This is a genomic window from Lacrimispora sp. (genome assembly GCF_032078915.1).
GTDB lineage: Bacteria > Bacillota > Clostridia > Lachnospirales > Lachnospiraceae > Lacrimispora.
In genome coordinates, this window is the sequence record NZ_DAMAUN010000014.1 from 42,964 (window position 1) to 69,473 (window position 26,510).

At 40.9% G+C, this 26,510-nt stretch carries 22 protein-coding genes; 16 read left to right on the plus strand and 6 right to left on the minus strand.

All coding sequences use genetic code 11. The features are described 5' to 3' along the window. The first annotated feature begins 71 nt into the window (after positions 1 to 71). The 5 genes from RT269_RS07880 to RT269_RS07900 all read left to right on the plus strand — a co-directional run bounded on the left by RT269_RS07880 (position 72) and on the right by RT269_RS07900 (position 5,684). The gene (locus RT269_RS07880) at positions 72 to 926 is read left to right on the plus strand and encodes an AraC family transcriptional regulator (RefSeq protein ID WP_312441481.1); all 855 of its coding nucleotides are present in this window, start codon (positions 72 to 74) and stop codon (positions 924 to 926) included. Continuing rightward, positions 916 to 1,758, plus strand: a complete 843-nt coding sequence (locus tag RT269_RS07885; RefSeq protein ID WP_313181701.1) for an SMP-30/gluconolactonase/LRE family protein — start codon at positions 916 to 918, stop codon at positions 1,756 to 1,758. The genes RT269_RS07880 and RT269_RS07885 overlap by 11 nt, the downstream gene beginning before the upstream one ends. A gap of 262 nt (positions 1,759 to 2,020) precedes the next feature. Further along, complete coding sequence (locus RT269_RS07890) at positions 2,021 to 3,517, plus strand: sugar ABC transporter ATP-binding protein (RefSeq protein WP_313181703.1); 1,497 nt, start codon at positions 2,021 to 2,023, stop codon at positions 3,515 to 3,517. Between the two features lie 5 nt (positions 3,518 to 3,522). Then, the gene (locus RT269_RS07895) at positions 3,523 to 4,548 is read left to right on the plus strand and encodes an ABC transporter permease (RefSeq protein ID WP_313181704.1); all 1,026 of its coding nucleotides are present in this window, start codon (positions 3,523 to 3,525) and stop codon (positions 4,546 to 4,548) included. A gap of 101 nt (positions 4,549 to 4,649) precedes the next feature. Further along, the gene (locus tag RT269_RS07900; RefSeq protein WP_313181706.1) at positions 4,650 to 5,684 is read left to right on the plus strand and encodes a substrate-binding domain-containing protein; all 1,035 of its coding nucleotides are present in this window, start codon (positions 4,650 to 4,652) and stop codon (positions 5,682 to 5,684) included. A 132-nt stretch (positions 5,685 to 5,816) separates the two neighbouring features. Here RT269_RS07900 and RT269_RS07905 read toward each other — a convergent pair whose 3' ends face one another. Then, on the minus strand, positions 5,817 to 7,385 hold the full coding sequence (locus RT269_RS07905) for a PucR family transcriptional regulator (RefSeq protein ID WP_313181707.1): 1,569 nt from the start codon (positions 7,383 to 7,385) through the stop codon (positions 5,817 to 5,819). A 193-nt stretch (positions 7,386 to 7,578) separates the two neighbouring features. Here RT269_RS07905 and RT269_RS07910 point away from each other — a divergent pair, with 193 nt between their 5' ends. Both RT269_RS07910 and RT269_RS07915 read left to right on the plus strand, forming a co-directional pair. Then, a complete protein-coding gene (locus tag RT269_RS07910) occupies positions 7,579 to 10,392 on the plus strand; it encodes an oxidoreductase (protein ID WP_313181709.1) in 2,814 nt (937 codons plus the stop codon). 62 nt (positions 10,393 to 10,454) lie between these two features. After that, positions 10,455 to 11,231, plus strand: coding sequence for an SDR family NAD(P)-dependent oxidoreductase (locus RT269_RS07915; protein WP_313181710.1), 777 nt, complete (start codon positions 10,455 to 10,457; stop codon positions 11,229 to 11,231). Positions 11,232 to 11,481: 250 nt separating this feature from the next. On the opposite strand, the gene RT269_RS07920 is transcribed toward RT269_RS07915, so the two are convergent. Together RT269_RS07920 and RT269_RS07925 are read right to left on the minus strand one after the other, a co-directional pair. Next, positions 11,482 to 13,257, minus strand: a complete 1,776-nt coding sequence (locus tag RT269_RS07920; RefSeq protein WP_313181712.1) for an oleate hydratase — start codon at positions 13,255 to 13,257, stop codon at positions 11,482 to 11,484. Positions 13,258 to 13,383: 126 nt separating this feature from the next. Continuing rightward, positions 13,384 to 13,968, minus strand: a complete 585-nt coding sequence (locus RT269_RS07925; protein WP_313181713.1) for a TetR/AcrR family transcriptional regulator — start codon at positions 13,966 to 13,968, stop codon at positions 13,384 to 13,386. A 407-nt stretch (positions 13,969 to 14,375) separates the two neighbouring features. Here RT269_RS07925 and RT269_RS07930 point away from each other — a divergent pair, with 407 nt between their 5' ends. From RT269_RS07930 to phoU, 9 genes are all read left to right on the plus strand, one after another. Next, positions 14,376 to 16,130 carry an ATP-binding cassette domain-containing protein gene (locus tag RT269_RS07930; RefSeq protein WP_313181714.1) on the plus strand — a complete coding sequence of 585 codons (1,755 nt, stop codon included), beginning with the start codon at positions 14,376 to 14,378 and terminating at the stop codon, positions 16,128 to 16,130. 140 nt (positions 16,131 to 16,270) lie between these two features. Next, complete coding sequence (locus tag RT269_RS07935) at positions 16,271 to 16,810, plus strand: nitroreductase family protein (protein WP_313181715.1); 540 nt, start codon at positions 16,271 to 16,273, stop codon at positions 16,808 to 16,810. Positions 16,811 to 16,998: 188 nt separating this feature from the next. Beyond that, on the plus strand, positions 16,999 to 17,424 hold the full coding sequence (locus RT269_RS07940; protein WP_313181716.1) for a VOC family protein: 426 nt from the start codon (positions 16,999 to 17,001) through the stop codon (positions 17,422 to 17,424). A gap of 857 nt (positions 17,425 to 18,281) precedes the next feature. Beyond that, positions 18,282 to 19,079, plus strand: a complete 798-nt coding sequence (gene pstB, locus RT269_RS07945; protein ID WP_313181717.1) for a phosphate ABC transporter ATP-binding protein PstB — start codon at positions 18,282 to 18,284, stop codon at positions 19,077 to 19,079. Between the two features lie 114 nt (positions 19,080 to 19,193). Further along, positions 19,194 to 20,042, plus strand: coding sequence for a phosphate ABC transporter substrate-binding protein (locus RT269_RS07950; RefSeq protein WP_313181718.1), 849 nt, complete (start codon positions 19,194 to 19,196; stop codon positions 20,040 to 20,042). Next, positions 20,039 to 20,884: a phosphate ABC transporter permease subunit PstC gene (gene pstC / locus RT269_RS07955; RefSeq protein WP_313181719.1), complete on the plus strand. Its 846-nt coding sequence runs from the start codon at positions 20,039 to 20,041 to the stop codon at positions 20,882 to 20,884. Before RT269_RS07950 ends, pstC begins: the two co-directional genes overlap by 4 nt. A gap of 7 nt (positions 20,885 to 20,891) precedes the next feature. After that, the gene (gene pstA / locus RT269_RS07960) at positions 20,892 to 21,728 is read left to right on the plus strand and encodes a phosphate ABC transporter permease PstA (RefSeq protein WP_313181720.1); all 837 of its coding nucleotides are present in this window, start codon (positions 20,892 to 20,894) and stop codon (positions 21,726 to 21,728) included. Between the two features lie 10 nt (positions 21,729 to 21,738). Continuing rightward, positions 21,739 to 22,500 (plus strand): phosphate ABC transporter ATP-binding protein, encoded by a 762-nt coding sequence (locus RT269_RS07965; protein WP_313181722.1) that lies wholly within the window; start codon positions 21,739 to 21,741, stop codon positions 22,498 to 22,500. A gap of 35 nt (positions 22,501 to 22,535) precedes the next feature. After that, positions 22,536 to 23,198 (plus strand): phosphate signaling complex protein PhoU, encoded by a 663-nt coding sequence (phoU, locus tag RT269_RS07970; protein WP_313181723.1) that lies wholly within the window; start codon positions 22,536 to 22,538, stop codon positions 23,196 to 23,198. 101 nt (positions 23,199 to 23,299) lie between these two features. Here the strand turns inward: phoU and RT269_RS07975 are convergent, their stop codons facing one another. From RT269_RS07975 to RT269_RS07985, 3 genes are read right to left on the minus strand one after another with little or no spacing between them, the layout of a single operon-like run. After that, positions 23,300 to 24,631, minus strand: a complete 1,332-nt coding sequence (locus RT269_RS07975) for an MATE family efflux transporter (protein WP_313181725.1) — start codon at positions 24,629 to 24,631, stop codon at positions 23,300 to 23,302. A 12-nt stretch (positions 24,632 to 24,643) separates the two neighbouring features. Continuing rightward, positions 24,644 to 25,414 carry an ABC transporter ATP-binding protein gene (locus RT269_RS07980; protein WP_313181726.1) on the minus strand — a complete coding sequence of 257 codons (771 nt, stop codon included), beginning with the start codon at positions 25,412 to 25,414 and terminating at the stop codon, positions 24,644 to 24,646. 1 nt (position 25,415) lies between these two features. Further along, on the minus strand, positions 25,416 to 26,435 hold the full coding sequence (locus RT269_RS07985; RefSeq protein WP_334308542.1) for a FecCD family ABC transporter permease: 1,020 nt from the start codon (positions 26,433 to 26,435) through the stop codon (positions 25,416 to 25,418). Positions 26,436 to 26,510: the final 75 nt, after the last annotated feature.

Sequence of the window (26,510 nt, forward strand, 5' to 3'; positions counted from 1 at the left end):
GAATATTGCTCTGCTGCATTTTGGTTGTATTGCACTAAGAAAGTCAAAGGGGTTATCGTATGCAGGGAATCATGAAAAACATTTATTCATTATTAAACCATGAAGATTATAAAGTGGCAATAAGAAAAGCCGGAAAATATAAGTTCCAGAAAAGTTACAGATTTGAGATGCATAAGCACCAGGAGCAAGAGATTAATTACATAAACGTAGGCTGTTGTGTCATGAAGATTCATAATGAATATGTTCCCTTAAAAGCGGGTGACTGCATTATTATTAATCCCTATGTAAGACATTCTTTTATGGTTGACATGAGCAACGCATGCTGCATTACCCAGTTAGAGTATTCGGTAACCGTTCCAAAAGAGCTTGAAGGAAAAATACCGGCATTGAATCAGACGGGAACTTATAGGAAAATGGTATCCTGTGAGAATTTGTGTAAGGCCCTGGAGAATGTGAGCAGAATTTTTCGGGAACAGACGGAAGAAAATGAATACACAAGCGCCCAGTTGGAGCTGGCTCTGGCTCAGATGTATATCGTGTTTTCGGAACAGTATATTAAAATGGAAGAAGAGGAAGATTCTGAATTACATGGGGTGGTGGGAAAAGTAATCCGGTATATCAACGACCACATAGAAGAAGAACTCAATATGGAGGAAATTTCCAGAAAGTACCATGTAAGTGACAGATACATCCGAAAATACTGCAATAAATACCTTGGGATGAATTGCACAACCTATATCACCATGCTCCGCATAGCAAAAGCCAAGGAATTGCTCTGGAACAGTAACAAGAGTATTACTGACATTGCCATGCGGACGGGGTTCAGCAGTTCTCAGTATTTCAGCCGTGTATTTCGCAAATATGCAGACATGACACCGGCGGACTACAGAGAGATGTGGAGAGGAGAAACTGCGGATGAAATATAAAAGAGATGTCATCGCCACAGATCTTCGATTAGGGGAAGGGTGTATATGGGATCAGGCACGAAATAAGGTGCACTTTGTGGATATCGAAGGATTTACCATTTATTCTTATTCCTTGCATGACGGAACCATAGAAGAATTTAATATGGGAGATTATGTTGGCTGTATTGCATTAAATGATCAAGGTGACTTGATTGCAGCGGTCAGAAACAGGATCATCCGTTTGAATCTGAGCACCGGGAAGCAAGAGTCCGTTATGCAGATCAGCCTGCCCGAATATATTCGTTTCAATGATGGAAAACTGGATCCATATGGAAATCTGTGGGTCGGGACCATGGCTATTGATCAGACCCATCCCAAAGCTCATGGGGCGGGATCCTTATACTGTATAAAAGGAGGAAGGGTCATATCCAAATACGATGGCTTCACTATTTCCAATGGGCTGGTCTGGAATCCATCAGGAGATAAATTCTATCACATCGATACCCCAACCCAAAAGATTGATGTATATGACGTGGTGGAAGAAGGAGTCTTAAGCAATAAAAAAACAGCAGTTTCCATTGATGAGAAGGAAGGGGCTCCCGATGGAATGTGCATGGATGGCCGCGGCCAACTGTGGGTTGCAATGTGGGGCGGGGGAAAAGTTTGTTGTTATGACCCCGGTACAGGAAGTAAAATCAAAGAAGTGCAGGTGCCGGATCCAAATGTATCCTGCTGCATAATAGGCGGGGCGGCTAAGAATTTATTATTTGTTACCACAGCTCAGGATGAGCATAAGAATCCAGGAAAGGTGTATGTATTTACCAGGGAACATATACAGGAAGAGTGGTATTAGCTTTATGGCATGACGGGAAGAAAAAAGGACAAGGGAGAATCGGCATTTCCCCTTGTCTTTTTGTGTGTAAAATTATTATCAATTAGTTCCGAATAATACACAAAAAACCAGATAAAGTTCCTGTGAGTTAAAGAGAATCATTGGAATGATTGATATAATGTCTATAGAAAGTCATAAAACATCAGTGTGTTTTATTTGATTTGCATAACACATATCATGAAACGGTCAAAAAGGTTTGATATTTGGTGAGGAGAAAATACACATGGGCCATGTACTTGAGTTTAAAAATATTTCAAAATATTTTCCGGGTGTGAAAGCGCTGGATCAGATATGCTTCCAATCCTTTGGGGGAGAGGTACTTGCATTCCTGGGGGAAAATGGAGCGGGAAAGTCCACATTATTAAAAGTGCTGAATGGGGATTATCAGCCAACGGAAGGAGAGTACCTGCTGGATGGGGTACAAAAGCATTTTAACACGCCTCATGAAGCAATTCAGGAGGGAATCAGTGTTATTTATCAGGAAAGGCAGATACTGCTGGAGTTAAGCGTTTCGGAAAATATTTTTCTGGGCAGAATGCCGGCCAACCGGCTGGGCGTGATAGATACTGCCAAAGCCAATAAAATGACACAGAAAATCATTGATGAGTTTGGTCTGCCGATAGTGCCGACTGCCAAAGTAAAAGATTTAAGCATTGCCTATCAGCAGATGGTTGAAATCATGAAGGCTTATAGCAGAGAGAATCTAAAGGTCATTTGTTTTGATGAGCCAACAGCCAGCTTAAGTGATTCGGAAATTGACAGTCTGTTCCGGATCATAGAAAAACTAAAAGAACAGGGAAAGATTATTATTTATGTTTCACATCGAATGAGTGAAATACAGCGTATTGCAGATAAAGTGGCTATATTCAAGGATGGCCGATACGTGGATACGGTAATAACCAAGGAAATCGAGGAGAAGAAGCTGATCAAGATGATGGTCGGCCGTGACCTGGGTGATATTTTCAATAATCTGGACCGGAATAAGCAAATAGGAGATGTCCTTTTAGAAGTAAAAGATATCTCTTCCGATTATGTGAAGGAAACTTCATTTACCTTGAGAAAAGGTGAGGTGCTGGGATTTTCCGGTTTGGTAGGGGCAGGCAGAACAGAATTAATGCGGGCAATTATAGGGGCAGATAAGCTTCGGACCGGAGAGATTTATCTGGAGGGAAAAAGGATCACCAACCGATCCCCCAAAGAGGCAATAGAAAACGGCATTGTTCTTGTACCGGAAGACCGTAAACTGCAAGGGATTTTATCCAACTTAAGTGTTTCCGGCAATGTGAATATATCCTTAATGGATAAAAATTCTAATAAATTTGGTGTAATTGATACAAAAAAAGAAAAAGTTGAAGTAGAAAAAAGCATAAAAAACTTTCGGATAAAGACTCCTTCACCGGATAAGAAGATTGTGGAATTATCGGGAGGCAATCAGCAAAAATGTATTGTTGCCAGATGGATTGCCACAAATCCCAAAGTGTTAATTCTGGATGAGCCGACCAAAGGAATTGACGTGGGTGCAAAGTCTGAATTCTATAGCATGATCTGTGAATTCGCAAAGCAAGGGCTTGGAGTTATCTTAATATCTTCAGAACTGCCCGAAGTAATTGGTCTCTCTGATCGAATTATTGTTATGAAATCGTTGCGGATATCGGGAGAAATCAAGCGTGAGGAAGCAACGGAAGATGAATTATTAAGATTAGGAATGATAGGAGAGTAATGATAATGAACAAAAATGAGAGAAAGAATAAGCCGATGAAGGCCGGTATTGCAAAGCGAATTGTCAATGGAATCGGAGAAGATAAATTAGTCCTGTCTGCTGCGATTATTGTAGTATTTGTACTGTTTACTTCCTTAAACCGAAATTTCTTAAGTATGCAGAACATGATTAATCTATTGGTAGCCGCATCCCTGGTGGGAATGGTAGCAGTGGGCCATACTTATCTGATTATTGCTGGACAGAATGATTTATCTCCAGGATCCCTGGCAGCATTTTCCGGAGTCCTTGTAGCCTTATTGTTGAACTGGGGAATGCCGCTGCCCGTTGCCATTCCTCTGACCTTATGCAGTGGAGCAGTGGTAGGGCTGTTTAACGCCTGGATGGTGAATAAAATCAAGCTGGAGGCATTTATTGCCACCTTGGTAACCCAGGCAATTGTGAGAGGATTTGCCTATATCATCTGCAACGGAAAGCCGGTTGCCATAAGCAACAAATCCTTTATCCTATTAGGAAAACTGAGGATTTTGAATATTCCGCTGGCAGTCTGGTGCATGATTTTGTCCTTTGTAATCTTTGGGTTCATTCTATCAAAAACAAAATTCGGACGCAGCATTTATGCAATAGGGGGCAGCACGGAAGCTGCGAGATTAGCAGGATTAAATCCTCAGAGAATGAACACCCTTTGCTTTGTTATTATTGGTTTGCTCACATCTTTAGGGGGAATCATATTTTCGGCAAGAATGAATGCAGGTCAGCCGTCAGCCAATATTAACCTGGAGTTTGATGCCATCACAGCGGTTATATTAGGCGGGGTCTCCTTTTTAGGCGGTGTGGGAAGCATGGGCGGAACCGTGTTAGGGGTCATTCTGATTCAGGCATTTAATACAGGACTTATTATGGTTAATGTGCCCAGTTTCTGGCAATATGTAGCCCGGGGAGCCTTGCTGCTGTTTGCATTGGCATCAGACTATATCAGAAAGGAAAGACGGGAAAAGGAATTATTGGCAGCAAGCATGAAAAATGCAATATAGAGATCGTGATATAGAGATCTCAATATAGATACATACAGTATTCAGTAACATTTCACATGAAAATGTGGATTGATATAAAAATCTTAGAGGAGGAATAAACAATGAAAAAAAGGCTGATAAGTGTATTGGTATGTGCAGCAATGGCGGGGGCAATGTTAGCAGGATGCAGCACAGCGGAGACAACTAAAACGGAAACCGGTGGGGAAAAAAAGATTCAGGGGGATGAAAAATTAGTTGTTTATGGTATTTACAAAGCCGGAGATCAGACTTGGTTTATTGATGAAGGAGAAGCTGCAAAAAAAGCAGTAGAAGCAGCAGGCGGAGAGTTTATCTATGTTGATGCAAAGATGAATCCAGAGGAGTATTTAAAGGCCATTGATAACGCAATTGCCAACAATGCTTCCGGTATTGTAACCTGTATTCCGGATCAAACCATGTCCCAGGCGGTCATTGACAAAGTACAGGCTGCTGGCATTCCCATTGTGGCCGCTGATGATGCCCTTCAGAATGCTGCTGGTGAAAAACTTGCACCCTGGGTTGGAATCAACGCCTATAAAATTGGTGAAGCAAATGGAGAATGGTTGGGGAAATACGTAAAAGATAATAATCTTTCTTCTGATGGAGAAGTAGGATTGATGGTTATGACTATGGATACTGTATCCAGCTGCGTACCAAGAGCAGAAGGTGAGTTAGATAAGTTCACAGAATTGGTTCCGGATTTCAACAGCGGCAACATTTTCAAGGCGGATTACGACGGAACCACTGATAAGGGAAATATGGCCGCGGCAGCAGTTATTACTGCTAACCCACAGATTAAGAAATGGCTGGTAACAGGTGCAAATGAGGAAGGCTGTATTGGTGCGGCGCGTGCACTGGAAAGCGCAGGGCTTGACGGGGAGGCATGCGTAGTAGGGCTTGGTGCGTACATGTCCAAAGATGAGTGGAATAATAAGGGGGCCGAAGGAACCTGCGTAAAAGCTTCCGCTTATTTCTCTGCAGAATCAGTAGGTGCTGGCTCCGTAAAGGTACTGTTGGACCTTATAAATGGAAAAGAAGTAGAAAAGGAAATTGCAGTAGATGCAATTGTTGTGACTCCAGAGACTTATAAAGAGGTTATGGGAAGCTATGCAGAATAGAATGACCTGGTAAAGATCCTCGAACCTATAAAGTCCTCCAAACCGATGACGATAACGGATTCGGTTTGGAGGTCTTTGTAGATTATCTGTTGCGGACAAAATCCCGGCCGCGCAATCAGACAAACGGCTCCCTCACGAGTATATTAAATTGTTTGTCATTATATTATTTTGATAGGATGCCAAGCTATTATTTTGCTCATTATACCGGTCTATGAGAAAAGAAAGCCGAAGCAGGAAAAGCGTATTAATGTCTGTAAGATCAATCCGGCATATTTCAGTGATACGATTTAAACGGTAGACAAGGGAATTTCGGTGGATATATAAACTTTCTGAAGTTAATTTAATGTTACACCCCTTTTCTATGTAGATATATAAGGTCTTATACAGCTGCGAACCATTTTCATGGTCATACTGATTGAGTGCTGCCAGAGCAGGATGACAGTACCACCCTAATTTATCTGGATTCTTTACTTCCGAAAACAAATCATAAATCTGATAATCCTGATAGAGGTATACCAATTCTTCCGGGTTTAATTTATGGCCCAGCTCCAATGCGGCATGGGATTGTTCATAGTGGCTTACAAAGTTTTCAATGCAGGAAAAAGAGTTACTGATTCCCATCCGTATGTGTTCCTTTTTAGAAAAATATTTCAATATTTCCAGTAGCTCTAAACCTATTTCAGTATCTTCTTTTAACGGAATAACCGCAACGATCCCGTTATTATGATAAGTAACATGGGTACCGGGTATCTGTGTTTTCAGATTCTTGCATATAAAATTTTTTAAGTAAGGTTGTCCAGGATTTCTTGCAGGACGAATGAACAAAACCCGCATTTTGGCTGGAAATTGAAGTTCTGTCAGTCTTGGCATGATATCCTTTGATGGTGTTCCGATCAACATATCAAATAAAACTTCATGATAAATGCTGTTTTTTTCAAATAAGTCCGATTTATAGTATGAAATGGTGTAGCTGATCACATGGCTTATTGTACTTAACATTTCAAAATGGGAAGGAAGAAAGTTGTTTTCTCCTTCTATCATCAATAAAAATCCAATCTGGGTTTGATTATGAAATACTTTACTGCTTAACTTACGGAAAGGAGATTTGGTGCAGGTAACTTCTATGGCGGCTGTAGTCTGGGAAGCGTTGCGTATGGATTTCAATTCTTTTACTTCATTAATAAATTCATAGCAGCAGTATCCCTTCTTTGTATTCTCTATCCAAAGAGGATCGAGGACAGGGATAGATGTAGAATTGGCAATGATTTTAAAATTCATATCACAGAACAGCAAAGAATTTCCAAGCCTTACAGAGGCAGCATCAATAACGGCTTCAATGTTATGGGTTTTATCAGCGATAGCAGTAAGTTCCTCAAAAATTCCTTTATGAGCCGCTTCAATCAAAGTTTTTGCATCGTTGAATATGGTAAATAAAGAGTCTTCTGCTACCAAAGCGATATTACTTCCCACAGTGGAAAGGGGAGGCGCTGCAGAATCCGTGCGTGCAATTATGCATTGAGATGGAATAGATACTGCATTTTCTAATTGTTTATCATAACCAAAGTAAAGAGTATTCCTAATCGTATTATCATGCTTGTTGTCAATCAAAGCAACATCCTGTATTTCTAAATCTTCTCCTTGTGATAGGATATCAATTGAATATTCTTCTGAGATTTTTTCTACAAACTTTGTAAATTTCATAGTTTCCCCCATTTTAGAAATGATCTGTTTAAAATATATTTTTACTATAGTGCACGATGAACAAATTGTCAAATTTTTATCATACATGGTACACATTGATAAATTGCTGATTTTAACGTATTCTTATGGCATTATGAAGGTTATGGCTTCATGCAGATAATCTTATATACAGGAACATCGTAGGAGGGGAAAAATGTATTACAAATTATTTGAAGAGGGAAGAATTGGAAAGGTAACGATTAAGAATCGTTTGGTCATGTCTCCGATGGGGTGCGGACTTGCCAATCTTGATGGAACGCCGTCTGATGATATGATTGCTTTTTACGAAGCAAGAGCGGTTGGCGGTGCAGGAATCATCATACCAGAGATTACCCGTATCAATGATGCGCATGGGGCAGGGCTTATGAGACAGCTGTCAGTCACAAAAGACAGGCATATCGGGCCACTGGCTGAACTTGCGGAAGCAGTACATAAGCATGGCAGCAAGATATTTATACAGTTGCATCATCCTGGACGTGAAACGGTGTCTGCACTTATTGGCGGACAGCCGGTAGTTGCACCGTCTCCGATTCCTTGTAAATTAGTAAAACAGGAGACTCGTGCACTTACCACAGATGAAATAAAACAATTGATTTTGCAGTTTATTGAAGGCGCAGTCAGAGTTCAAAAAGCAGGTTGTGACGGTGTGGAATTACACGCAGCACATGGATATCTGCTGCATCAGTTTCTGTCTCCTTATACAAATAAAAGAGAAGACGAATACGGGGGAAGTTTTGAAAACCGTCTAAGAATGATGATTGAAATTATCGATGGAATACGGAAAGAATGTGGTCCGGATTTCCCGGTCGGTGTCCGGTTAAGTGTAGAAGAATTTCTGGATAAGACAGGTGTAACAGAAGAGTATATCCACATTCAAGATGGTGTAAAAATTGCCATGGCCTTAGAGCAGGCAGGTATTGATTTTATTGATACCAGCTGTGGATTATATGAAACAGGCATGACCTGCATAGAACCTATTTCTTTCCCGCAGGGGTGGAGACATGACATGCTTTTGGCAGTAAAAAGTCATGTGAAAATTCCTGTAATCGGTGTATCGGTATTTAGAGAACCTGCAGTAGCGGAAAAATTCCTGGAAGAAGGGGTAGTGGATTTTATTTCCATGGGACGTACCTGGAATGCCGATGAAGAGTGGGGGAAAAAAGTACAGGAAGGAAGAGAAAATGAGTTACGCAAATGCATCTCCTGTCTGCGCTGCTTTGAAAGTCTGAATGAATATAACGCTGCCGGTTTACCGCCGGAATGTGCATTAAACCCCAGATATGCAAGAGAGCGGAAATATGGGAATCTTGTTCACGATACCAAAGGACATACTGCAATTGTTGTTGGCGGCGGACCGGCTGGAATGTGTGCAGCACAAACCCTTGCCCTTCGTGGAGTCAAAGTGACTTTGCTTGACCGTCAGAGTGAACTTGGAGGAACCGTTAATCTGGCCAAGAAACCGCCGTTAAAGGAACGTATGCAGTGGATTGCCGATTACTATAGCGGTGAATTCAAACGGCTTGGAGTAGAAGTAAAATTAAATACGGAAGCAACCGCAGATATGATTATGGAATATAAGCCAGATGCAGTCATTCTTGCCACAGGCTCTGCATCTATTATTCCAGGAAAAATCCCCGGAATAATGGGCGACAACGTATTTACGGTGGAATCGGTGCTGTCAGGTAATTCAGCATTAAAAGGGAAAAAAGTAGCTGTGATCGGTGCAGGGCTTACAGGACTTGAGACGGCAGAATATCTTTGTGAAGAGGGAAATCAGGTTACCATTATTGATATGCTTGATAAGCCTGCTCCAAATGCAAACCATACCAATGTAGCTGATGTCTGTGGACGCCTGGCTAAATCCGGTGCAGATTATTTGCTGGGGCATTCCTTAAAAGAGATAAAAACCGATAGTATTGTACTGGAGAGATTGGAAGATCACGCAGAAGTAAATGTATCTGCCGATGCGGTCGTACTTTCTCTTGGATTCAGACCGGATCAATCTCTGGTTTCTGAATTAGAAGCAAAGGGTGCAGAGGTGAAGGTAATAGGAAGTGCCATAAAAGATGGAGCTATCGCACCTGCAGTACGTACAGGTTATGAAGCAGGATGTGAATTATTTACGGAAAAACAAAAAGCTCCAAGCTTTCGGGTTTCAAAAGATGAAATACCAAACTTCGGCAAGATATCTCTAATGGATAATCAGGAGGGACTCTACATCAGCTATCTTACTGACCCGGCAGCAATTGCGCGGATACTTCCGCCCCCATTGAAACCATTTTCTATGCCGGTAGTTACCTTATCCATCTGCCATGTGAATAATCCCACATTTGCAGATGACTACTATGAAGCTATTTTGGGGGTTTATGCGACCTACGGCAAGACACTTGGCTTATATACGATGGGTCTGGTACTTGGCGGATCCGGAGCTGAAATGGCAGTACAATGCGGCCGTGATAATGGAAGTATTCCAAAGAAGCTGGGAGGAGAATTTGTCATTAGAAGAAATGGTGACACGGTAACTGCAGGAGTAACGAGAAGAGGAACACAGCTTGTAGAAGCAACCATGAAATTAGGTGAATATAATAATCCTCTGACCGCGGCTCTCTATCAATTCCCGGCAGCAGGCAAGCAGACATTTGGAGGCGGGTTCTATTTCCATTTTGACCGGATGCCGGATGAAAACGGTGTTTCTCATTTCCTGAACGGAGCATTGCTTATGAATCAATGCGAATATAATTATCAATCATGGGAGCCGGGAATTGTATCGCTCAATTTAAAATCAAGTATTGATGACCCATGGGCAGAGCTTCCTGTTAACACAATAATAGGCGGTGCTTATTCAAAGAACAGTTTGTTAGTACATAAACTTAATTTAGTGGAAAAATTAGAAGCCAATGATGTAATTCCATATTTGTTGACCGGACGCTATGACCGTACGGCATTTATGGAAACAGGCCGTATTTAATTCGATTTTTGGGAACATTATTTGTAGTCTCGATTGATAAAAAAGAAAGGATGTATATAAATATGGAAAATTTTTTTGATTTAACTGGAAAAGTAGCTGTAGTAACAGGAGCAAGTTCAGGTCTTGGTGCAGATGCGGCATTAGCCTATGCAAAAGCAGGAGCAGATGTTGCATTACTGGCAAGACGTACTGAAAAGTTAAACGAAGTAAAAGCAGAAATTGAGAAAACAGGCAGAAAGGTAATTGCAGTCGGATGTGATGTTACAAATGAGGAAAGTGTAAAGACAGCAATGCAAACAGTGTTTGATACCTTCGGCCACATCGATATTTTGCTAAACAATGCAGGAATTGCTGTTCGCGGCGGTGTAGACAGCATGTCCGTGGAGGATTGGGATAAATCCTTTGATACGAATGTGAAGGGAATCTTTTTAGCAAGTAAATATGTCCTTCCGCAGATGAAGGAAAGAGGCTATGGTAAAATTATTAATATCGCATCCGTAAATGCAGTTGTTGCAGATAAGTTTGATGTATTTATCAGACATTCCTATAATTCCTCCAAAGCTGCAGTGGTCGGCTTGACAAGAGGTATGGCAGCTTCTTATGCTAAATATGGTATCACTGTGAATGCCATTGGACCGGCTCTTTTTGAAAGTGAAATGACGAGTGAAACTTTATTTAAGTCAGAAAAATTTCTGAACCAATATAATACATTGAACCCGGCAGGACGTCCAGGAAGAAGAGGGGAATTAAATGGTACGGTTCTCTATCTTTCCAGCGATAGTTCCAGTTATGTTCAGGGCCAGTTCATAATCGTAGATGGCGGCGGAGCCCTTGTATAGAGTTACGTGTTTTAACTGGCAGTAGTACAAAATACGGCAATTTGCTTTCAAACAGCTTCATCTTAAAAACACGTTCAAAGTTTTGGATAAAGACAAAACCGGACGTGTTTTTATTTTGGCATATTATATTGGAAAACAGCAATGTAATTTTGAAAAAAGTGTAAACCTCCAAACTGAGTAATTTTATTTTACATCAGTTTGAAGGCTCACACAAACTTTGGGATGCTCTGTTTTTGCTGTTGTTATATCATTAAATCAAGTGATATTCTCTGAGCAGTTTTTCAATATCTGTACCCGCAATCTTCTTCATAGCTTCATTGAATACAACTTTAATATTGGGGTCAAGTTCTAAATCTGTAATCCTTTTACCATCTCCCAATTTTGAAGTGGCATTAAGCAGATCACGAACATCATACGTGCTTCCCCAGACTTCGGGTACGCCTCGGTCAATATCCAAAAGCGTATAGACACTTTCCATAGCGGTACGGACAGAGTATTCAATTGTAAAAATCGTATCACGTTTTGTCTCGGCAAATTGGCCAAGGAAAGCGAAGTTTACGCTGCCTGCCGGAATAACGTCAGGGCGGTCACCTGCTTCTCGCGGCATAAAGAATGCAGTAATATAAGGCATCATACAAGGTACCGTGTTAGCGCTGTGCTCAGCCATGTCCTTAATCTCATTTTCCGGAACACCCATGTGATACAACCACTCCATACAGATTTCCTTGCCTGTGCATTCACGCATAGGTTTTTTGACATAATTGCCGGGTTTGTCAGTAAATAAACCGTATATCCAGCCAACCAACTGATCCTTAGGCTGATTGCGGAAATGAGGCTGACGGTTAAACGTCCAGCTGAGCAGCCAGTTGGAATCCTTAACGGTTACAATGCCACCGGTAACCACCTTGCCGCTAAATGGATCACGTTTACAAATTTTCTGGATGTAAGGAGGAATCCGGTTATCAAGCGTTGTTACGGTTGCAGACATCCAGTTGCTTTGCTCTGCATCATAACAGAATTTATCCGGGTGTCCGAAGGACGGATCCTGAGCCGCTATTTTGCGCCACATATCCCAGCCGCCGCCCTGCTTGATTTCATGGTTGAAAGCTGCAGGAGCGTTTTGGCTGCCGATAGAGGAGTTTTCAACGCAGCCGCCGTTCGTGATAAATACCAAATCGTTTTCAGTCAGATCGATGTGCTCTTTCGCATTGTTCCGGATAATTTCAATGCAGGTTGCAATTTTTTTATCTTCTTGAGTATCAAATAATATATTTTCCACCTTGGTGCCGTAATGGAACTGGACATCATGAGCTTCCAAATACTTGACTAACGGCAGAATCATGGATTCATACTGGTTGAGCTTTGTGAACCGGACTGCCGTAAAATCAGGCATACCACCAATATGATGAATGAATCGTTTGATGTACAGTTTCATTTCCAGTGCGCTATGCCAATTTTCAAAAGCAAACATGGTACGCCAGTACAGCCAGAAATTGGAATTCAGGACTTCGTCGCTGAATAATTCAGAAATACGCCGGTTATACAGAGCCTCGTCCGGTGTGAAGAATAGTCTCATGATCTCCTGCATGCCTTTGTCTGACAAGGTAAACTTGCCGTCAGTGTGGGCATCTTCGCCTCGATTAACTGTTGCACGCATGAGAGAACTGTTGGGATCATGCTTATTGAGCCAATAGAACTCATCAAGCACACTGGCACCTTCCTTTTCCAGCGACGGAACAGAATGGAATAAGTCCCATAAGCACTCATAGCGATTATCCACCTCGCGTCCGCCGCGAATCACAAATCCAACGTCGTCATATTTGTAACCATCGCAGGCGCCGCCTGCAAGAGAATCCTTTTCTAAAATATGGATTCTTTTTCCATCCATCTGTCCGTCACGAACAAGAAAAGCCGCGGCAGCAAGTGAAGCAAGACCTGAACCAATGAGATAGGCTGATTTGCCGTCAACACCTTTTGGTTTCTCTGGTCGAGCGAGTGATTCATAATTTCCTTTAGAATAATACATAGTAATTACCTCCATGATTATTAGTTTGTCTCAACATCACCAGTATATTATTTATTGAAATTATTACAATCATCAATATAGCTGTTTTGTTAAGAATCACATCATGCCGGCAATATTGTATAGTTTTTAATCATTTTGAGTGATTTGATTAGATCTGTTAAATTGATACCGGTTTAAGGCTCTTGATACATCTCCATGAATCAAAGTACTGACCTGATCTATAATTAATTGGGGGTCCTCACGCATGTCCTTTTTGATCCAATCCATAAGTAAGCCCACAAAGGCAAAATTATAAAAGTTTGCGATGAACTTTTTATCTGATTCCGTAACAGACATGCCGGCTGCTTTTTCCTCGACAACTCCGATCAGCAAGTCAAAAGTGATTGCATAAAAATAGTCTTCGATCTTTTCTTTACTGATCGAATGATAAACATTTGAAATAAATGGTTTATTATCAAGAACCATTTGAAATGTTTGTAAAAAACCTTGTTGCCAAGTCTCATATGTTTTTTTACCGTTAATTGCTCTTGCCGTTTCCTCATTACAAATCCATTCAATTAAATCATAAATATCTTTGAAATGATAATAAAAGGTCATTCGATTGATTCCGCAATCATTTGCAATGTCTGAAATGGTGATTTTATTCAGTGGTTTCTGTAATAAAAGATTCTTGAGCGAGGTTTCCAGAGCCCGCTTTGTTATCTGCGACATTCAAAAGGCCTCCTTAGCGTGATTTGGATTTCATAAGATCTGTATAAGCGAAGAAAAAATACCATTAGGTTCGGTCATGCTGTTATTCTGATTTTAAGGTTTCATTATATCATATATTTCATGAACGTGAAAGTTATGAAAAATAGCGATAAGGTGATTGATTTGTGATTATCAGCTATAGCTTTGAGATGCCTGAATCGCCGGTTATTTCCGCATATCTTGACGTTATACCAAAACGCCGATATAATAAGGTGATAAAAATGACAATGCAACAACTGAATAATCTTGTTTATTTAATAGCAGGCGGGGGAAAGTGGGATTTTGACACGAAGTATAAAAGAACGGTTGCATCACATTGTGAAGTTTGTGTCAAACTATATCGGAAATAAATACCATAGGAGGTAATCATGATTAAGGTTCAAAACTTGTCCTACTCATATCCGCAAAAGGATTTATATAAAAAAGTTTCATTTACAATAGAAGATAATGTACATTGTGCATTGATCGGTACCAACGGTACAGGAAAAAGTACGTTACTCGATTTACTAATGCACTCCGAAGAGTATCTGTACGATGGGAAAATAGAAAATGACAATGCAGGCAGAATCGGATATGTCAGTCAATTTTCGCAATTAGACCCAAAAGAAGATATGACCGTGTTTCAGTATATCAGCGATGAATTTGTAAAGCATGAGCAGAAAATATTAGACCTTTGTAAGGAAATGGAGACTGCTGAAGACCTGGAAAATATCTTCGAGGAATATCAAAAAGAGTTAGATGAATGGAATGCGATTGATGGAGAGTCTCACGGAATCAATATCAAGAAACAATTAAAACTGGCTAATCTGCAAAAGTTAGAAGAACAGAAAATCAATAGTCTGAGTGGGGGAGAATTTAAGCTGGTTCAGGTAATCAGAGAGATGATGCTGAGTCCAAGGTTTCTTATTATGGATGAACCGGATGTGTTTTTGGATTTTAATCATCTGAATTCATTAAGAAATCTGATCAATGCCCACAAAGGAACACTTCTTATTATTACTCATAACCGGTATTTGTTAAACCATTGCTTTAACAAGATACTTCATATGGAAAATATGGATGTTCAGGAATTTAACGGAACCTATACAGAATATAATTATGAACTTCTCGCCACGAAGATTGATTTAGTAGAAGCAGCAGCTGCAGACCAAGCTGAGATCGACCGTCAAAGTAAAATCTTGCAAAAATCCAGAGCGAGAGCGTCGGAGATTGACAACGCATCCCTTGGAAGAGCCGTACACGCAAGACAGACCTTGGTGGATCGTCTGAAAGCAAGAAAAACAAAGGCCCCTTTCGTAGATATCAAACAGCCGGAGATTTATTTTGGACCGGAAAACGAAGTGGCAGATGAAAATATTCTGGAATTGACAGATTACAGCGTTGCATTTGATGAGCAGCTTTTAGAGCATGTGAATTTTGAAATGAAGCCTGCAGAGCATGTAGCAATTTTGGGGAGTAATGGAACAGGAAAAACAACAATGCTTTGTGAAATCTTTGAAAATAAAAAAGACACGATCAGGATTAGTGAAGATGCAAGGGTCAGCATGTTTTCCCAGATTACTGGCTCATTATATGACGATACAAAAACGTTGTTTGAAATCTTCGAAGATAAAGGCTTTGATAGAAAAATTGATATAGAAAACTATTTGAAAAAATATGGCTTTGAAGGAGAGACGCTTGGTCAGAAAGTGAGTGAATTATCTGGCGGAGAAAAGGATCTGTTTCAATTAGCGGTGCTCTCATTAGAAAAAGCCAACTTCCTGCTGTTAGATGAACCGACGGGGCATTTGGATGTTTATGCGCAGATTGCATTAGAACAGGCGATTTCTGAGTTCAAAGGTGCAATTCTTATGGTGTCCCATGATTATTATACGGTGGCAAATTGTATGGACTATGTACTTTTGATAGAAAACAACACTGTGCGCAGAATGAGCAGCCGAAAATTTCGACAGATGATTTATGCCAATCATTTCGATAAAGATTATCTGCTGCTGGAGCAAAAGAAAAAAGAGACAGAAAACAGAATTCAACAGCTGCTTCGAACGAATGAATTTGAAATGGCAAAGGTTCTGATGGAGTCACTAGAAGAGATTATTAAAAAAATGAAAATGTCAATGACATAGTTGCAATAAGTTTCATTATACAGTATAGAACTGCTGTCCCAGCACATTGCGAAATTTGCTGTCTCTTATGGAAATGACCCTGATGATATTTATAGTTCACTCAACATTTAGTATGTGAGTTGTTAGTAAAGGTGATTGCTATGCTAAAACAAATAGAAAACAGAAGAAGCATTCGGAAATATGTAAATAAAAAAGTTGAAAAAGAGAAACTTGATCAGCTATTAGAAAGCGCTAGGCTAGCACCTTCTGGAAGCAATACACAGCCTTGGACGTTCATTATCATTGAATCGGAAGATACGAAAGAAAAACTTTCAATTGCCGATCATCATCAAACATGGATGATGACAGCTCCGTTATTCATTGTGTGTGTTGCAGATATTCGATGCCGTATACCCATAGGTACTGAAGTCAGGCTGGATGAGAATAGTTCTGAGCCGGAACTTAAGCAAATTATTCGGGACACAGCAATTGCAATGGAACATATATTGCTCGAAGCGGAGCATCTGGGGTTGGCGGCCTGCTGGACAGCCTGGTTTGAGCAAGATGCTGTCAGACCTGTCTTAAACATTCCAGATGATAAATATGTGTGCGGGATCATTACTTTAGGATATGGTGATGAGACACCAAAACAGCGGCCGAGAAAAGCGATGGAGGAAATTGTAAGATACGAAAAATGGTGATGTCCGAACTGGCAAAAGGCCCGATCCAGCACAGGGAAAGAAGCGATAACAAGATAGACGAAAAACCCGGCTTATGGTAGAATGTGGACAAGACAGTAACCGGCTTCGGGCCAAAGTAGTCCGAAGTAAGATGATCGCCTTTGGCATTTAAGGCGTACAAGGATTCTTTATTTGGAGGTATTCGCGCTATGGCTGATGAACTGAAAATCAAAATGTACTCATTTACGGTGGATTGCAAAGACCCTTATGAACTAGCAAAGTTTTATGCGGCGCTGCTCAAGTGGGAAATACCATTTTATGATGAAGACTGGGCATGTGTAGGCGCTCCGGGAACGGAGCAGGGAATGTATCCAGGTATAACGTTTCAACGGAATCCTGAGTATAAACCGCCTGTGTGGCCGGATGAGCCTAAAACGCAGCAGCAAATGGCACATTTAGACCTCGCCGTCAATGATTTGGAAAAAGCAGTTGAATATGCAATTCATTGTGGAGCGACAATCGCAGATAAGCAATTTTCCGATGACTGGAGAGTCATGCTTGATCCCGCCGGACACCCTTTTTGCTTATGTCAGATGAAATCATTGATCGAAAGTCCCCATTTTGCGTTGTTATAGAAATCACAACTTAATAAAACCCCTGCGCCCTATTGGCATAAGGCGGAGGTAGTAAAAGTGGGAGAGAGTGTCAAGGATAATACGAGCGGCTACGCCGCCCTTGGCACTCCCTCCCGTTTTCGCTTATGGAAAACAAGGTAAAAAAGCCTCCGTGTGACATTCCCGCCCCATTCCATTTGGTAAAAGATATGTCTCCGGCGGCAACGGCATTTGAAACGATAACGGCATTTGAAACAGCAACGGTATTGAAACAGCAACGGCATTTGAAACGGCAATTGCACTTGAAACGGCAGCGCCTGCAGAGTGTATAACACACGACACTCTGCTTCGCAAAACCGTGTGCCAATGGGGATACTGCCACCTATGGATTCCTCACAACATAACAGCGGTATGCACTTTATCAGGTGCATACCGCCTTTTGTTGTCAGCAGTCCGTACACGGTCTGCCCGTAGTTCTTTGCAAACGAACCTAAATACAGTATAAATAAACAAGAATTTGGGAATTTGAGCAGTAAGATATGAAAATATATTTCGAATTATGGACAAGATAGTTATAAAGGACATGATGCAATTATTTTCGAAGTTTTATTTTAAAGATTGCTTCGATATTATACTTGAAGAATATCGGTATCATATGAATCCCGCAGGGAGGGTTTTATATTACCTTACCTGCTGGTCTTTCCGGAGGTGAAAATTTTACACAAATTTTACCTATAATTAACATAGATAATGCTTTAAATATCATTTATTATTGTATAATTAATATTTGTTGTGAAAAGGAAGATAGAATAAAATATTATAAAGGATAGCACTTCTTATTAAAGCTTTAATAAGGAGTCGATTAGCGAGGGTGACGAATGGATGATCAAATGTTAAAGTCTGGGCAAAAAGCCAAGATAAAAACAGATGCGGTAAACCTTTTTTATGGCAACTTCCAAGCGCTGAGAAATGTTACAATGGATATTAAGGAATGTGCTATAACAGCCATAATTGGGCCGTCGGGATGCGGTAAATCTTCACTTCTGCGTCTTTTTAATCGTATGAATGACCCGATACCAGGAGTTAGGGTAGAGGGAAAAATTTTGCTTGATGGTGTTTCTATCTATGATAAAAATATGGATGTTGTTGCACTGAAAAAAAGAGTTGGTATGGTTTTTCAAAAACCTAATCCCTTTCCCATGTCTGTGTATGATAATATGGCTTTTGGTCCAAGGCATCATGGAATAAAGCAAAGAGCCCGTCTTGATGAGATCGTGGAAAGGAACTTAAACCAGGTTGCTTTATGGGACGAAGTTAAGAACAAATTGAAAGAATCTGCTTTTGATCTTTCTCCGGGCCAGCAGCAGCGTCTGTGTATTGCCCGTGCATTGGCTGTAGAGCCTGAGGTTTTATTAATGGATGAATCCTGCAGTGCTCTTGATCCGGAATCTACAATGCAAGTTGAGGGGTTAATGGAAGAACTGGCCCAAAAATATACGATCATTATTGTAACTCATAGTATGGAACAAGCGGCAAGGGTGTCTCATATGACTGCGTTTATGATGATGGATCATGATAGAGCGGGGACATTGGTCGAATACGCTCCAACAGCAGAAATTTTTGCTAATCCTAAGGATAAACGCACCGAGGACTATATTACAGGTCGATTCGGATAAAAAATTTTAAAATGTGAACTTGCAGTTCTTTAATATATTCTGAGAAATGGAGGAAATCGAACATTGGAGTTTTATCATAGTAGATGATTTTGATGTTTGATTTTTGTGAGAGACATGAGGAAAAAGATTGTAACATGCAAATTATTAAGACGAATAAAAGGTTCTGTCAGCATAGTGATATTGACCCTTTCTATGGGGGTGCTGACTGCATGCAGCCAGGCACCTGGCTCAGCCACGATTGTTGCAGGCTCAACTTCCGTACAACCCTATGCTGAGATTCTGGCAGAAGAGTACATGGCTTTAAATCCGGACGCTGTGATTGATATCCAGGGCGGAGGATCTTCGGCCGGCATTACGGCAACCAAGACTCACAGTGCTGATATTGGAATGTCCTCCCGTGCATTGACCGATGAGGAGAAAAATCTGTGGAATGTGGAAATTGCCAAGGATGGATTGGTATTAATCGTGAACCCCAGGAATCCGATACAAGACCTTACTTCAGATCAGATCCGCGATATTTACGCAGCTACAATTACCGACTGGAGTCAATTGGGAGGCTCAAAGTCAAAGATCAATATCATAGCGCGTGAAGAAGGATCAGGTACAAGAAGTGCCTTTGCGGAGCTGTTGATGGATGAAGAAGAGATAACTCCAAAAGCTATCGTCCAGGACTCCAATGGGGCGGTACGGCAATTGGTTGCGGATGACCCCAATGCGATAGGATTCATCTCTTTGGGTTTGGTTACGGATGAAGTGAAAGCTTTACATTTAGATGGCATCGAAGCGACACGGGAAAATATAATGAATGGCAGCTACAAACTTTCCAGGCAGTTTTTATTTGTCACCGACGGTGAGCCGACCGGATTAAATAGGGAATTCATAGATTTTACCCTTTCTTCAGAGGGGCAGAAATTACTGAGTAATGAGGGACTTATTCCATCAGAAGAGGGGGCAGGGAAATGAAGAGTTTTAAGGAAAAATTATCTGAGCGTGTGTTTCTTCTAATTGCTCTTTCGACTTTATCGGTGCTGGCACTCATCACTGTGTTTATATTTATAAAAGGTATACCTATTATTGCCAAGGTTGGTATAATTAACTTTGTTTTTGGCATGAAATGGGCTCCAAGCCAAGGCGCCTATGGCATTTTCCCGATGATCGTGGGATCTGTATCGGTTACTTTAGGAGCAGCAATCCTGGGAGTTCCCATTGCCATTTGCTGCAGTATTTTTTTGGCTGAGTTTGCTCCTGCAAAACTTAGAAACATATTCAGACCCGCCATCCAGTTGTTGGCTGCCATACCTTCTGTTGTATATGGCTTCTGGGGAGTATTGTTCGTTGTACCAATGATACGTAATTACCTGGGAGGGCCGGGCTTAAGCATATTGGCCGGTTCCATCATTTTGGGTATTATGATCCTGCCAACGATTATCAGCATCACGGAAGTATCTCTCCTTGCGCTGCCGCGCCATTATAAGGATGGGGCGCTTGCATTAGGATTGACACAATGGCAAACGATACGTTCCCTGCTGTTACCTGCGGCCAAATCGGGTATTGTTGCAGCCGTAATTTTAGGTTTAGGCAGGGCAATTGGTGAGACTATGGCGGTGATTATGGTTCTGGGTAATGCTGTCGCACTTCCTGAATCAGTTCTTGACCCTGTCAGAACACTGACCACGAATATCGGTATTGAAATGGGATATGCATCTGGCGAACACCAGCAGGCGCTTTTTGCCACAGGTATTGTATTGTTTGTCATTATCATGATTTTAAATGCTACTGCCCAATACATCACACGAAAGAGGTGAGGCCACTATGAGAATTAACGCGAAAACTTCCGAAAAGATAGCAAAATTTTTAATTTGGACAGCTGCTCTTCTTGTTATTGCAATTCTTTTTTCTATAATAATCCATATACTAGTCAAGGGCATACCTATGCTCAGCTGGCAGTTTTTAACGGATATTCCGCGGGATATGGGCCGTTCCGGAGGTATTTCTTCTTCCATTGTCGGTACACTGATTGTGACTGCAGTAGCCGTTATTGTCGCAACACCATTTGGAATTGGAACAGCTATATACCTTACGGAGTACACCCGTGAGAGCAGAGTCACCCGCATTATCCGTTTCAGTGCCGAGTCCCTGGCAGGGATACCATCCATTGTTTATGGACTTTTTGGTTTTATATTCTTTGTTATATACTTAAAAATGGGATGGTCAATTTTATCAGGCGGATTAACCATGGCTATCATGATCCTGCCTACTATCATACGTACATCAGAAGAGGCGATTCGTACTGTGCCACAGCTATACCGGGAGGTAGGCTTCTCTTTGGGACTCACTAAGTGGCAGGCAATAACCAGGACGGTACTCCCATCCGCACTCCCTGGTATAGTTAATGGAGTGATTTTGAGTATAGGGAGATGTGTAGCCGAGACGGCCGCTGTTATTTTAACAGCCGGCTCAGCACTGCGTATGCCTACATCAATCTTCTCCCCAACTCGAACGATGGCAGTACATTTTTATATACTGGCGAGGGAGGGAATATCCATGGATAACGCTTATGGAACAGCAGCGCTCTTGATTATTCTTATTCTTCTGCTTAATGTTGGTTTCAATATGCTGGTCAATAGATTCATAGCTAAAGGCCGTTAAGAGGTGAAAAATGACACAGAAATCAAAAATAGAAATAAAAGGATTAAACTTCTATTATCAACAAAAGCAGGTTATTAAAGAACTAAACCTGGAGATACCCAAAAATCGGATTATGTCTGTTTTTGGTCCAGCCAACAGTGGTATAACAACACTGCTTCGCACATTAAACCGTCTGAGTGACTTGACTGTGGGAGCCCGTCATGAGGGTGAGATACTTTTAGATGGGAAAAACATCTTTGACCCGGACGTTAATGTGACAGAACTGCGCCGCAGGGTAGGGATGGTCTTTGATGTACCGACACCTCTGCCGATGTCCATCTTTGACAATGTCGCATTGGGACCCCGTATGGGTGGAATGAAAACCAAGGCGGATGTGGCAGAGGAAGTAGAAAAGGCGCTGCGTATGTCTGCTCTTTGGGATGATGTCAAAGATAGGCTGGATACTCCTGCAGCCAGATTATCCGGTGGTCAGCAGCAGCGCTTGTGTATTGCCAGGGTTTTGGCTCTTGAGCCGGAGGTTATTTTGCTGGACAGACCCTGTTCAGCTCTTGACCCAATATCAACGGCCAAAATTGAGGAATCCTTAATACAGCTTAAGGAGCAGTACACCATTATCATTGCACCACATACGGTTCAGCAGGCTGGGCGTATCGCTGACCGGGTAGCGTTCATGCTAATGGGAGATCTAATAGAACAAGGTTATACCCAAGAGGTTTTTTCATTCCCCAAGGACAATCGCACGAACGATTACCTTACCGGAAGATTTGGATAAGATTCCATAAATTTTATATTTTTTTGTAAAAGGAGATGAGCATATTGGTTAGAGAACGTTTTACACAGAAGATACTTGGCGTTAAACAAAAGGTGTTAAAAATGGGAGCTCTGGTTGAGAATATTATTGACGCGTCAGTGACTGCTTTAAAGACACAAGATCTTGATCTTGCTAGAAATGTTATTGAGAAAGATGACGAAATTGATCAGTTAGAACTTGAAATTGAAAAGGAATGTATGATGCTTCTTGCCCTTCAGCAGCCTCTCGCCAAGGATTTAAGGACAATTGCATCGGTTCTGAAAATCATAACAGATCTTGAAAGAATGGGAGACAATGCAGTAAATATTGCAGAGGTAATACTTGAGATTGGCGAAGAACCCATTATGAAATCCCTGAAAGATATTCCAAGGATGGCAGATATTGCTCAGAAAATGTTAAAAATGAGTCTTGATGCCTTTGTAAATGAGGATATTGCCCTTGCAGTAAAGGCAGCTGAGAGGGACGAAGATGTTGACAGGCTCTATGAAACCGTTATAAATGATATCCTTAACACGATCACAGAAAAAAGGGAACTTACAAAACAGGGTACAAAACTTTTGTTCTTAGGACGGTATCTTGAGAGAATTGCTGACCATTCTACCAATATCTGTGAAAGAACGATATACATGATCACCGGTGAGTTAAAGGAAATAAATTAGAGGCATGCCTCTAATTTATTTCCTTTTTTTATAATATAATATTGAACAGGAGCAAGGATATGTGCGTGGAATTTCCGTGTATTCTATATTTGTGGTAAATCTTATGTATTAATTTTTTGCCGCATGACTCTTTTGTACATATAGAAACCTAACATATCTGATAACAACCAACCTATAACAATTGCCCAGCAAATGCCTGAAAAACCTCTTATAGGTGCAAATGAATAGGCTAAGATGACTCTTAATCCTTGTGATACAATCGTCATTAAAATTGATATTCTAATAGCCCCAAGCCCTCTGAAAAATCCATAAAACATAACAATAAAGCCAAGCAGAATATAAAACACAGAGACTATCCTAAGATATCCAACACCAACGGCTATTACCTCAGTCGCATCTTTGCTAATGAAAAGTGCGATTAAGTTTGGAGCAAAAATAAATGCCACAATGCTAATTGCTGCCGATAGAGCTATAATTATCTTGGAAGTCACATGAAATCCTTCTCGAATTCTATTGACTTCCCCGGCTCCTTGATTTTGAGCAGTATAAGTAGAAAAAGAATTGCCCAAATCTTGCAATGGTGCATTAGCAACAGAGTCGATTTTGGAACAAGCTGCAAAGGCAGCCATAATCGTTGAGCCAAATGTGTTTACCAGCCCCTGAATAAGCATCATCCCAAAACTGGAAATTGACTGCTGCAGTGCTGTCAACACAGAAAAAGCAGCAATTTTATTAAAAACATTGAAACTGAAAACTAAGTCTTTTCGCTGGAAGTTTAGAAACCGTATTCGTTTTATGGTATAGATACCGCATCCTATAGCAGCAAAAGCTTGCGTAAGGAGTGTGGCAATCGCTGCTCCGGCAGTACCCATGTGAAATACGGCTACAAAAAGCAAGTCTAAAATAAGATTCGATATGCAGGAGGCAATGAGGAAATATAACGGTGTCTTAGAATCTCCAAAAGCCCGTAATAGAAAGGCAAAAGCATTATACATACCAACAAAAATAAAACCATAAAAAACATATTTTAAATAGTCGGCAGCATAGGCAGCGGTTTCTTTAGGGATTTGATAAAGGGTGATAATCTGCGGCAAAAAGACTGATGTTACAATCGTAATCAACACACTTACACAAAACAAAAATATTAATGCGGTAGAAATCGTTTTTTTCAGTTCATCATACTGCCTGCCGCCGTAGAGCTGTGAAAAAATTGCCGAAGCTCCCATGGCAAGGCCTAGTAAGATAGAAGTTATGAACACAATTACAGCACTTGAAGAACCAACTGCCGCAAACGCATCAGTTCCCACATATTTTCCTATTACAATTGCATCAATGATGCTATAAAATTGCTGCAATAAATCTCCGATAAACAACGGAATGAAAAACTTTAGAATGATCCGTGAAGGTTCTCCCTTCGTCATATCTAGTTCCATTTTTAATCCCTCCTATGAGTTTGAGGGCAGATAAGCAATTGCTAAATCGCCAGTGATTGGATTGGTGTATATTTCGCAATTTATTTCGTAGACCTGCCTTATTAGTTCTCTTGTCAATATTTCCTTCGGACTTCCTGAAGCCATCATTTTTCCGTCTTTTATTACATAGAGTATGTCACAGTATACAGATGCCATAGGAAGATCATGAAGAGCCGCAAGAACACCGATATTTAAGGACTTCACAACAGATAATATCTGAAGCTGGTACTTAATGTCCAGATGATTTGTTGGCTCATCTAGTATTAAAAGTTTTGGTTTTTGTGCAATTGCTCTTGCCAGTATCACCCGCTGCTTTTCACCGCCGGAAAGTGTTAGATAACTTCTGTCTGAATACGCTGTCAAATTAACTCTTTCTAATGCATCTCTGACGATTTTGTAATCTTCGGCATTATCTGATTCCATTAAATGCTTATGTGGAGTTCTGCCCATCATCACCATCTCATGTACAGTAAAATCAAAGCTCAGTTCATTGAATTGACCAACCACCCCCATTTCCTTTGAGATTGTACGAGGAGCTGACTTCAAAACATCTTTACCTCCCAAATGAACAACACCTTTTTGCGGCTTTATGACTTTGTAAATACTCTTTAGCAAGGTAGATTTTCCGCATCCATTTGGTCCGATGATCCCGACAAACTTCCCTTCCTCAACGTAAATACTAACATCTTTTACAATATCTGCACCCGATAGTGAAACCGATATGTTATCTGCTTTTAGATCCATCTTATTTTCCTCCAAACCCGTAGCTTTTCTTAATCAACATGTACATGAATACAGGTGCGCCGAGAAGGGAGGTTACGATTCCGATTGGAAGTTCTCCGTTAGGGATAATTGTTCGGGCAAAAACATCTGTCCATATCATAAACAAGGAGCCAAATAAAATTGACGTTGGAATAAGCCGCTTATGATCGGAACCTACAACGCTTCGTACAATATGTGGAATAATAAGGCCTACGAATCCTATAATTCCACAGGTAGAAACCAAAATACCCGTCACTACAGAAGAGATGACCATATACAATCTCCTATAAAAGTTCAAATTAACCCCCAAAGTAATTGCGGTTTCTTCTCCCATCAGCATTGTATTCAATATTCTAAACTGAAACAGGAAAAATACGATTGCTATAATAACCACCGCTGCTACAAGAGGCAGCGTTCCCCATTCAACGGATGCCAAACTTCCCATTGTCCAAAAGGATAAGGAACGTATCCCGTCAGCATTTTTTGCAAAGTAGATAATAAAATTTGAAAAAGCATTGCACAGGGCATTAATTACCGTTCCTGCTAAAACCAGTTTGACAGAGGACGTTTTTCCTCCGATACTGGAAAGACCTAAAACCAGAGCTGCGGCACCAAGCGCACCAATAAATGCCCATGATGCAACCCCAAATTCTCCAAGTATTCCTCCCGCGCCAAACCCTAGCATGATTGAGAACGTTGCTCCTAAGGCGGCACCAGATGAAATTCCTAAAATATAAGGGTCTGCCAGCGGGTTTTGCACAGAGGCTTGCATAACTGTTCCACAAAGCGCGAGGCCTGCTCCCATAACCATTGCTAATAAAACTCTGGGGAAACGAATCTGCCAGATAATATCTATAAACATCCCATTTGCAGTTTCGCCTGTGTTTCCGATTTGTCCTCCTGCCATTTGTTGTATCAGTATCCGCAAGGACTGTTGAAAAGGAATTGACACTTGTCCAATGGATACCGAGATCACCACTGATATGATGACAGCGCAAAGCAAGGCGATGAAGGCTGCAGAGAATACAAAGCGTTTTTGAAGTATACTTTTGTGAACGCCTCTGGGGGTATTTTTTTG

What these genes read in the sequence shown, in the direction of transcription:
- RT269_RS07880 (WP_312441481.1), top strand. Translation starts at nt 72, where the DNA reads ATGAAAAACATTTATTCATTATTAAACCATGAAGATTATAAAGTGGCA.
- RT269_RS07885 (WP_313181701.1), top strand. Translation starts at nt 916, where the DNA reads ATGAAATATAAAAGAGATGTCATCGCCACAGATCTTCGATTAGGGGAA.
- RT269_RS07890 (WP_313181703.1), top strand. Translation starts at nt 2,021, where the DNA reads ATGGGCCATGTACTTGAGTTTAAAAATATTTCAAAATATTTTCCGGGT.
- RT269_RS07895 (WP_313181704.1), top strand. Translation starts at nt 3,523, where the DNA reads ATGAACAAAAATGAGAGAAAGAATAAGCCGATGAAGGCCGGTATTGCA.
- RT269_RS07900 (WP_313181706.1), top strand. Translation starts at nt 4,650, where the DNA reads ATGAAAAAAAGGCTGATAAGTGTATTGGTATGTGCAGCAATGGCGGGG.
- RT269_RS07905 (WP_313181707.1), bottom strand. Translation starts at nt 7,385, where the DNA reads ATGAAATTTACAAAGTTTGTAGAAAAAATCTCAGAAGAATATTCAATT.
- RT269_RS07910 (WP_313181709.1), top strand. Translation starts at nt 7,579, where the DNA reads ATGTATTACAAATTATTTGAAGAGGGAAGAATTGGAAAGGTAACGATT.
- RT269_RS07915 (WP_313181710.1), top strand. Translation starts at nt 10,455, where the DNA reads ATGGAAAATTTTTTTGATTTAACTGGAAAAGTAGCTGTAGTAACAGGA.
- RT269_RS07920 (WP_313181712.1), bottom strand. Translation starts at nt 13,257, where the DNA reads ATGTATTATTCTAAAGGAAATTATGAATCACTCGCTCGACCAGAGAAA.
- RT269_RS07925 (WP_313181713.1), bottom strand. Translation starts at nt 13,968, where the DNA reads ATGTCGCAGATAACAAAGCGGGCTCTGGAAACCTCGCTCAAGAATCTT.
- RT269_RS07930 (WP_313181714.1), top strand. Translation starts at nt 14,376, where the DNA reads ATGATTAAGGTTCAAAACTTGTCCTACTCATATCCGCAAAAGGATTTA.
- RT269_RS07935 (WP_313181715.1), top strand. Translation starts at nt 16,271, where the DNA reads ATGCTAAAACAAATAGAAAACAGAAGAAGCATTCGGAAATATGTAAAT.
- RT269_RS07940 (WP_313181716.1), top strand. Translation starts at nt 16,999, where the DNA reads ATGGCTGATGAACTGAAAATCAAAATGTACTCATTTACGGTGGATTGC.
- pstB (WP_313181717.1), top strand. Translation starts at nt 18,282, where the DNA reads ATGGATGATCAAATGTTAAAGTCTGGGCAAAAAGCCAAGATAAAAACA.
- RT269_RS07950 (WP_313181718.1), top strand. Translation starts at nt 19,194, where the DNA reads ATGAGGAAAAAGATTGTAACATGCAAATTATTAAGACGAATAAAAGGT.
- pstC (WP_313181719.1), top strand. Translation starts at nt 20,039, where the DNA reads ATGAAGAGTTTTAAGGAAAAATTATCTGAGCGTGTGTTTCTTCTAATT.
- pstA (WP_313181720.1), top strand. Translation starts at nt 20,892, where the DNA reads ATGAGAATTAACGCGAAAACTTCCGAAAAGATAGCAAAATTTTTAATT.
- RT269_RS07965 (WP_313181722.1), top strand. Translation starts at nt 21,739, where the DNA reads ATGACACAGAAATCAAAAATAGAAATAAAAGGATTAAACTTCTATTAT.
- phoU (WP_313181723.1), top strand. Translation starts at nt 22,536, where the DNA reads ATGAGCATATTGGTTAGAGAACGTTTTACACAGAAGATACTTGGCGTT.
- RT269_RS07975 (WP_313181725.1), bottom strand. Translation starts at nt 24,631, where the DNA reads ATGGAACTAGATATGACGAAGGGAGAACCTTCACGGATCATTCTAAAG.
- RT269_RS07980 (WP_313181726.1), bottom strand. Translation starts at nt 25,414, where the DNA reads ATGGATCTAAAAGCAGATAACATATCGGTTTCACTATCGGGTGCAGAT.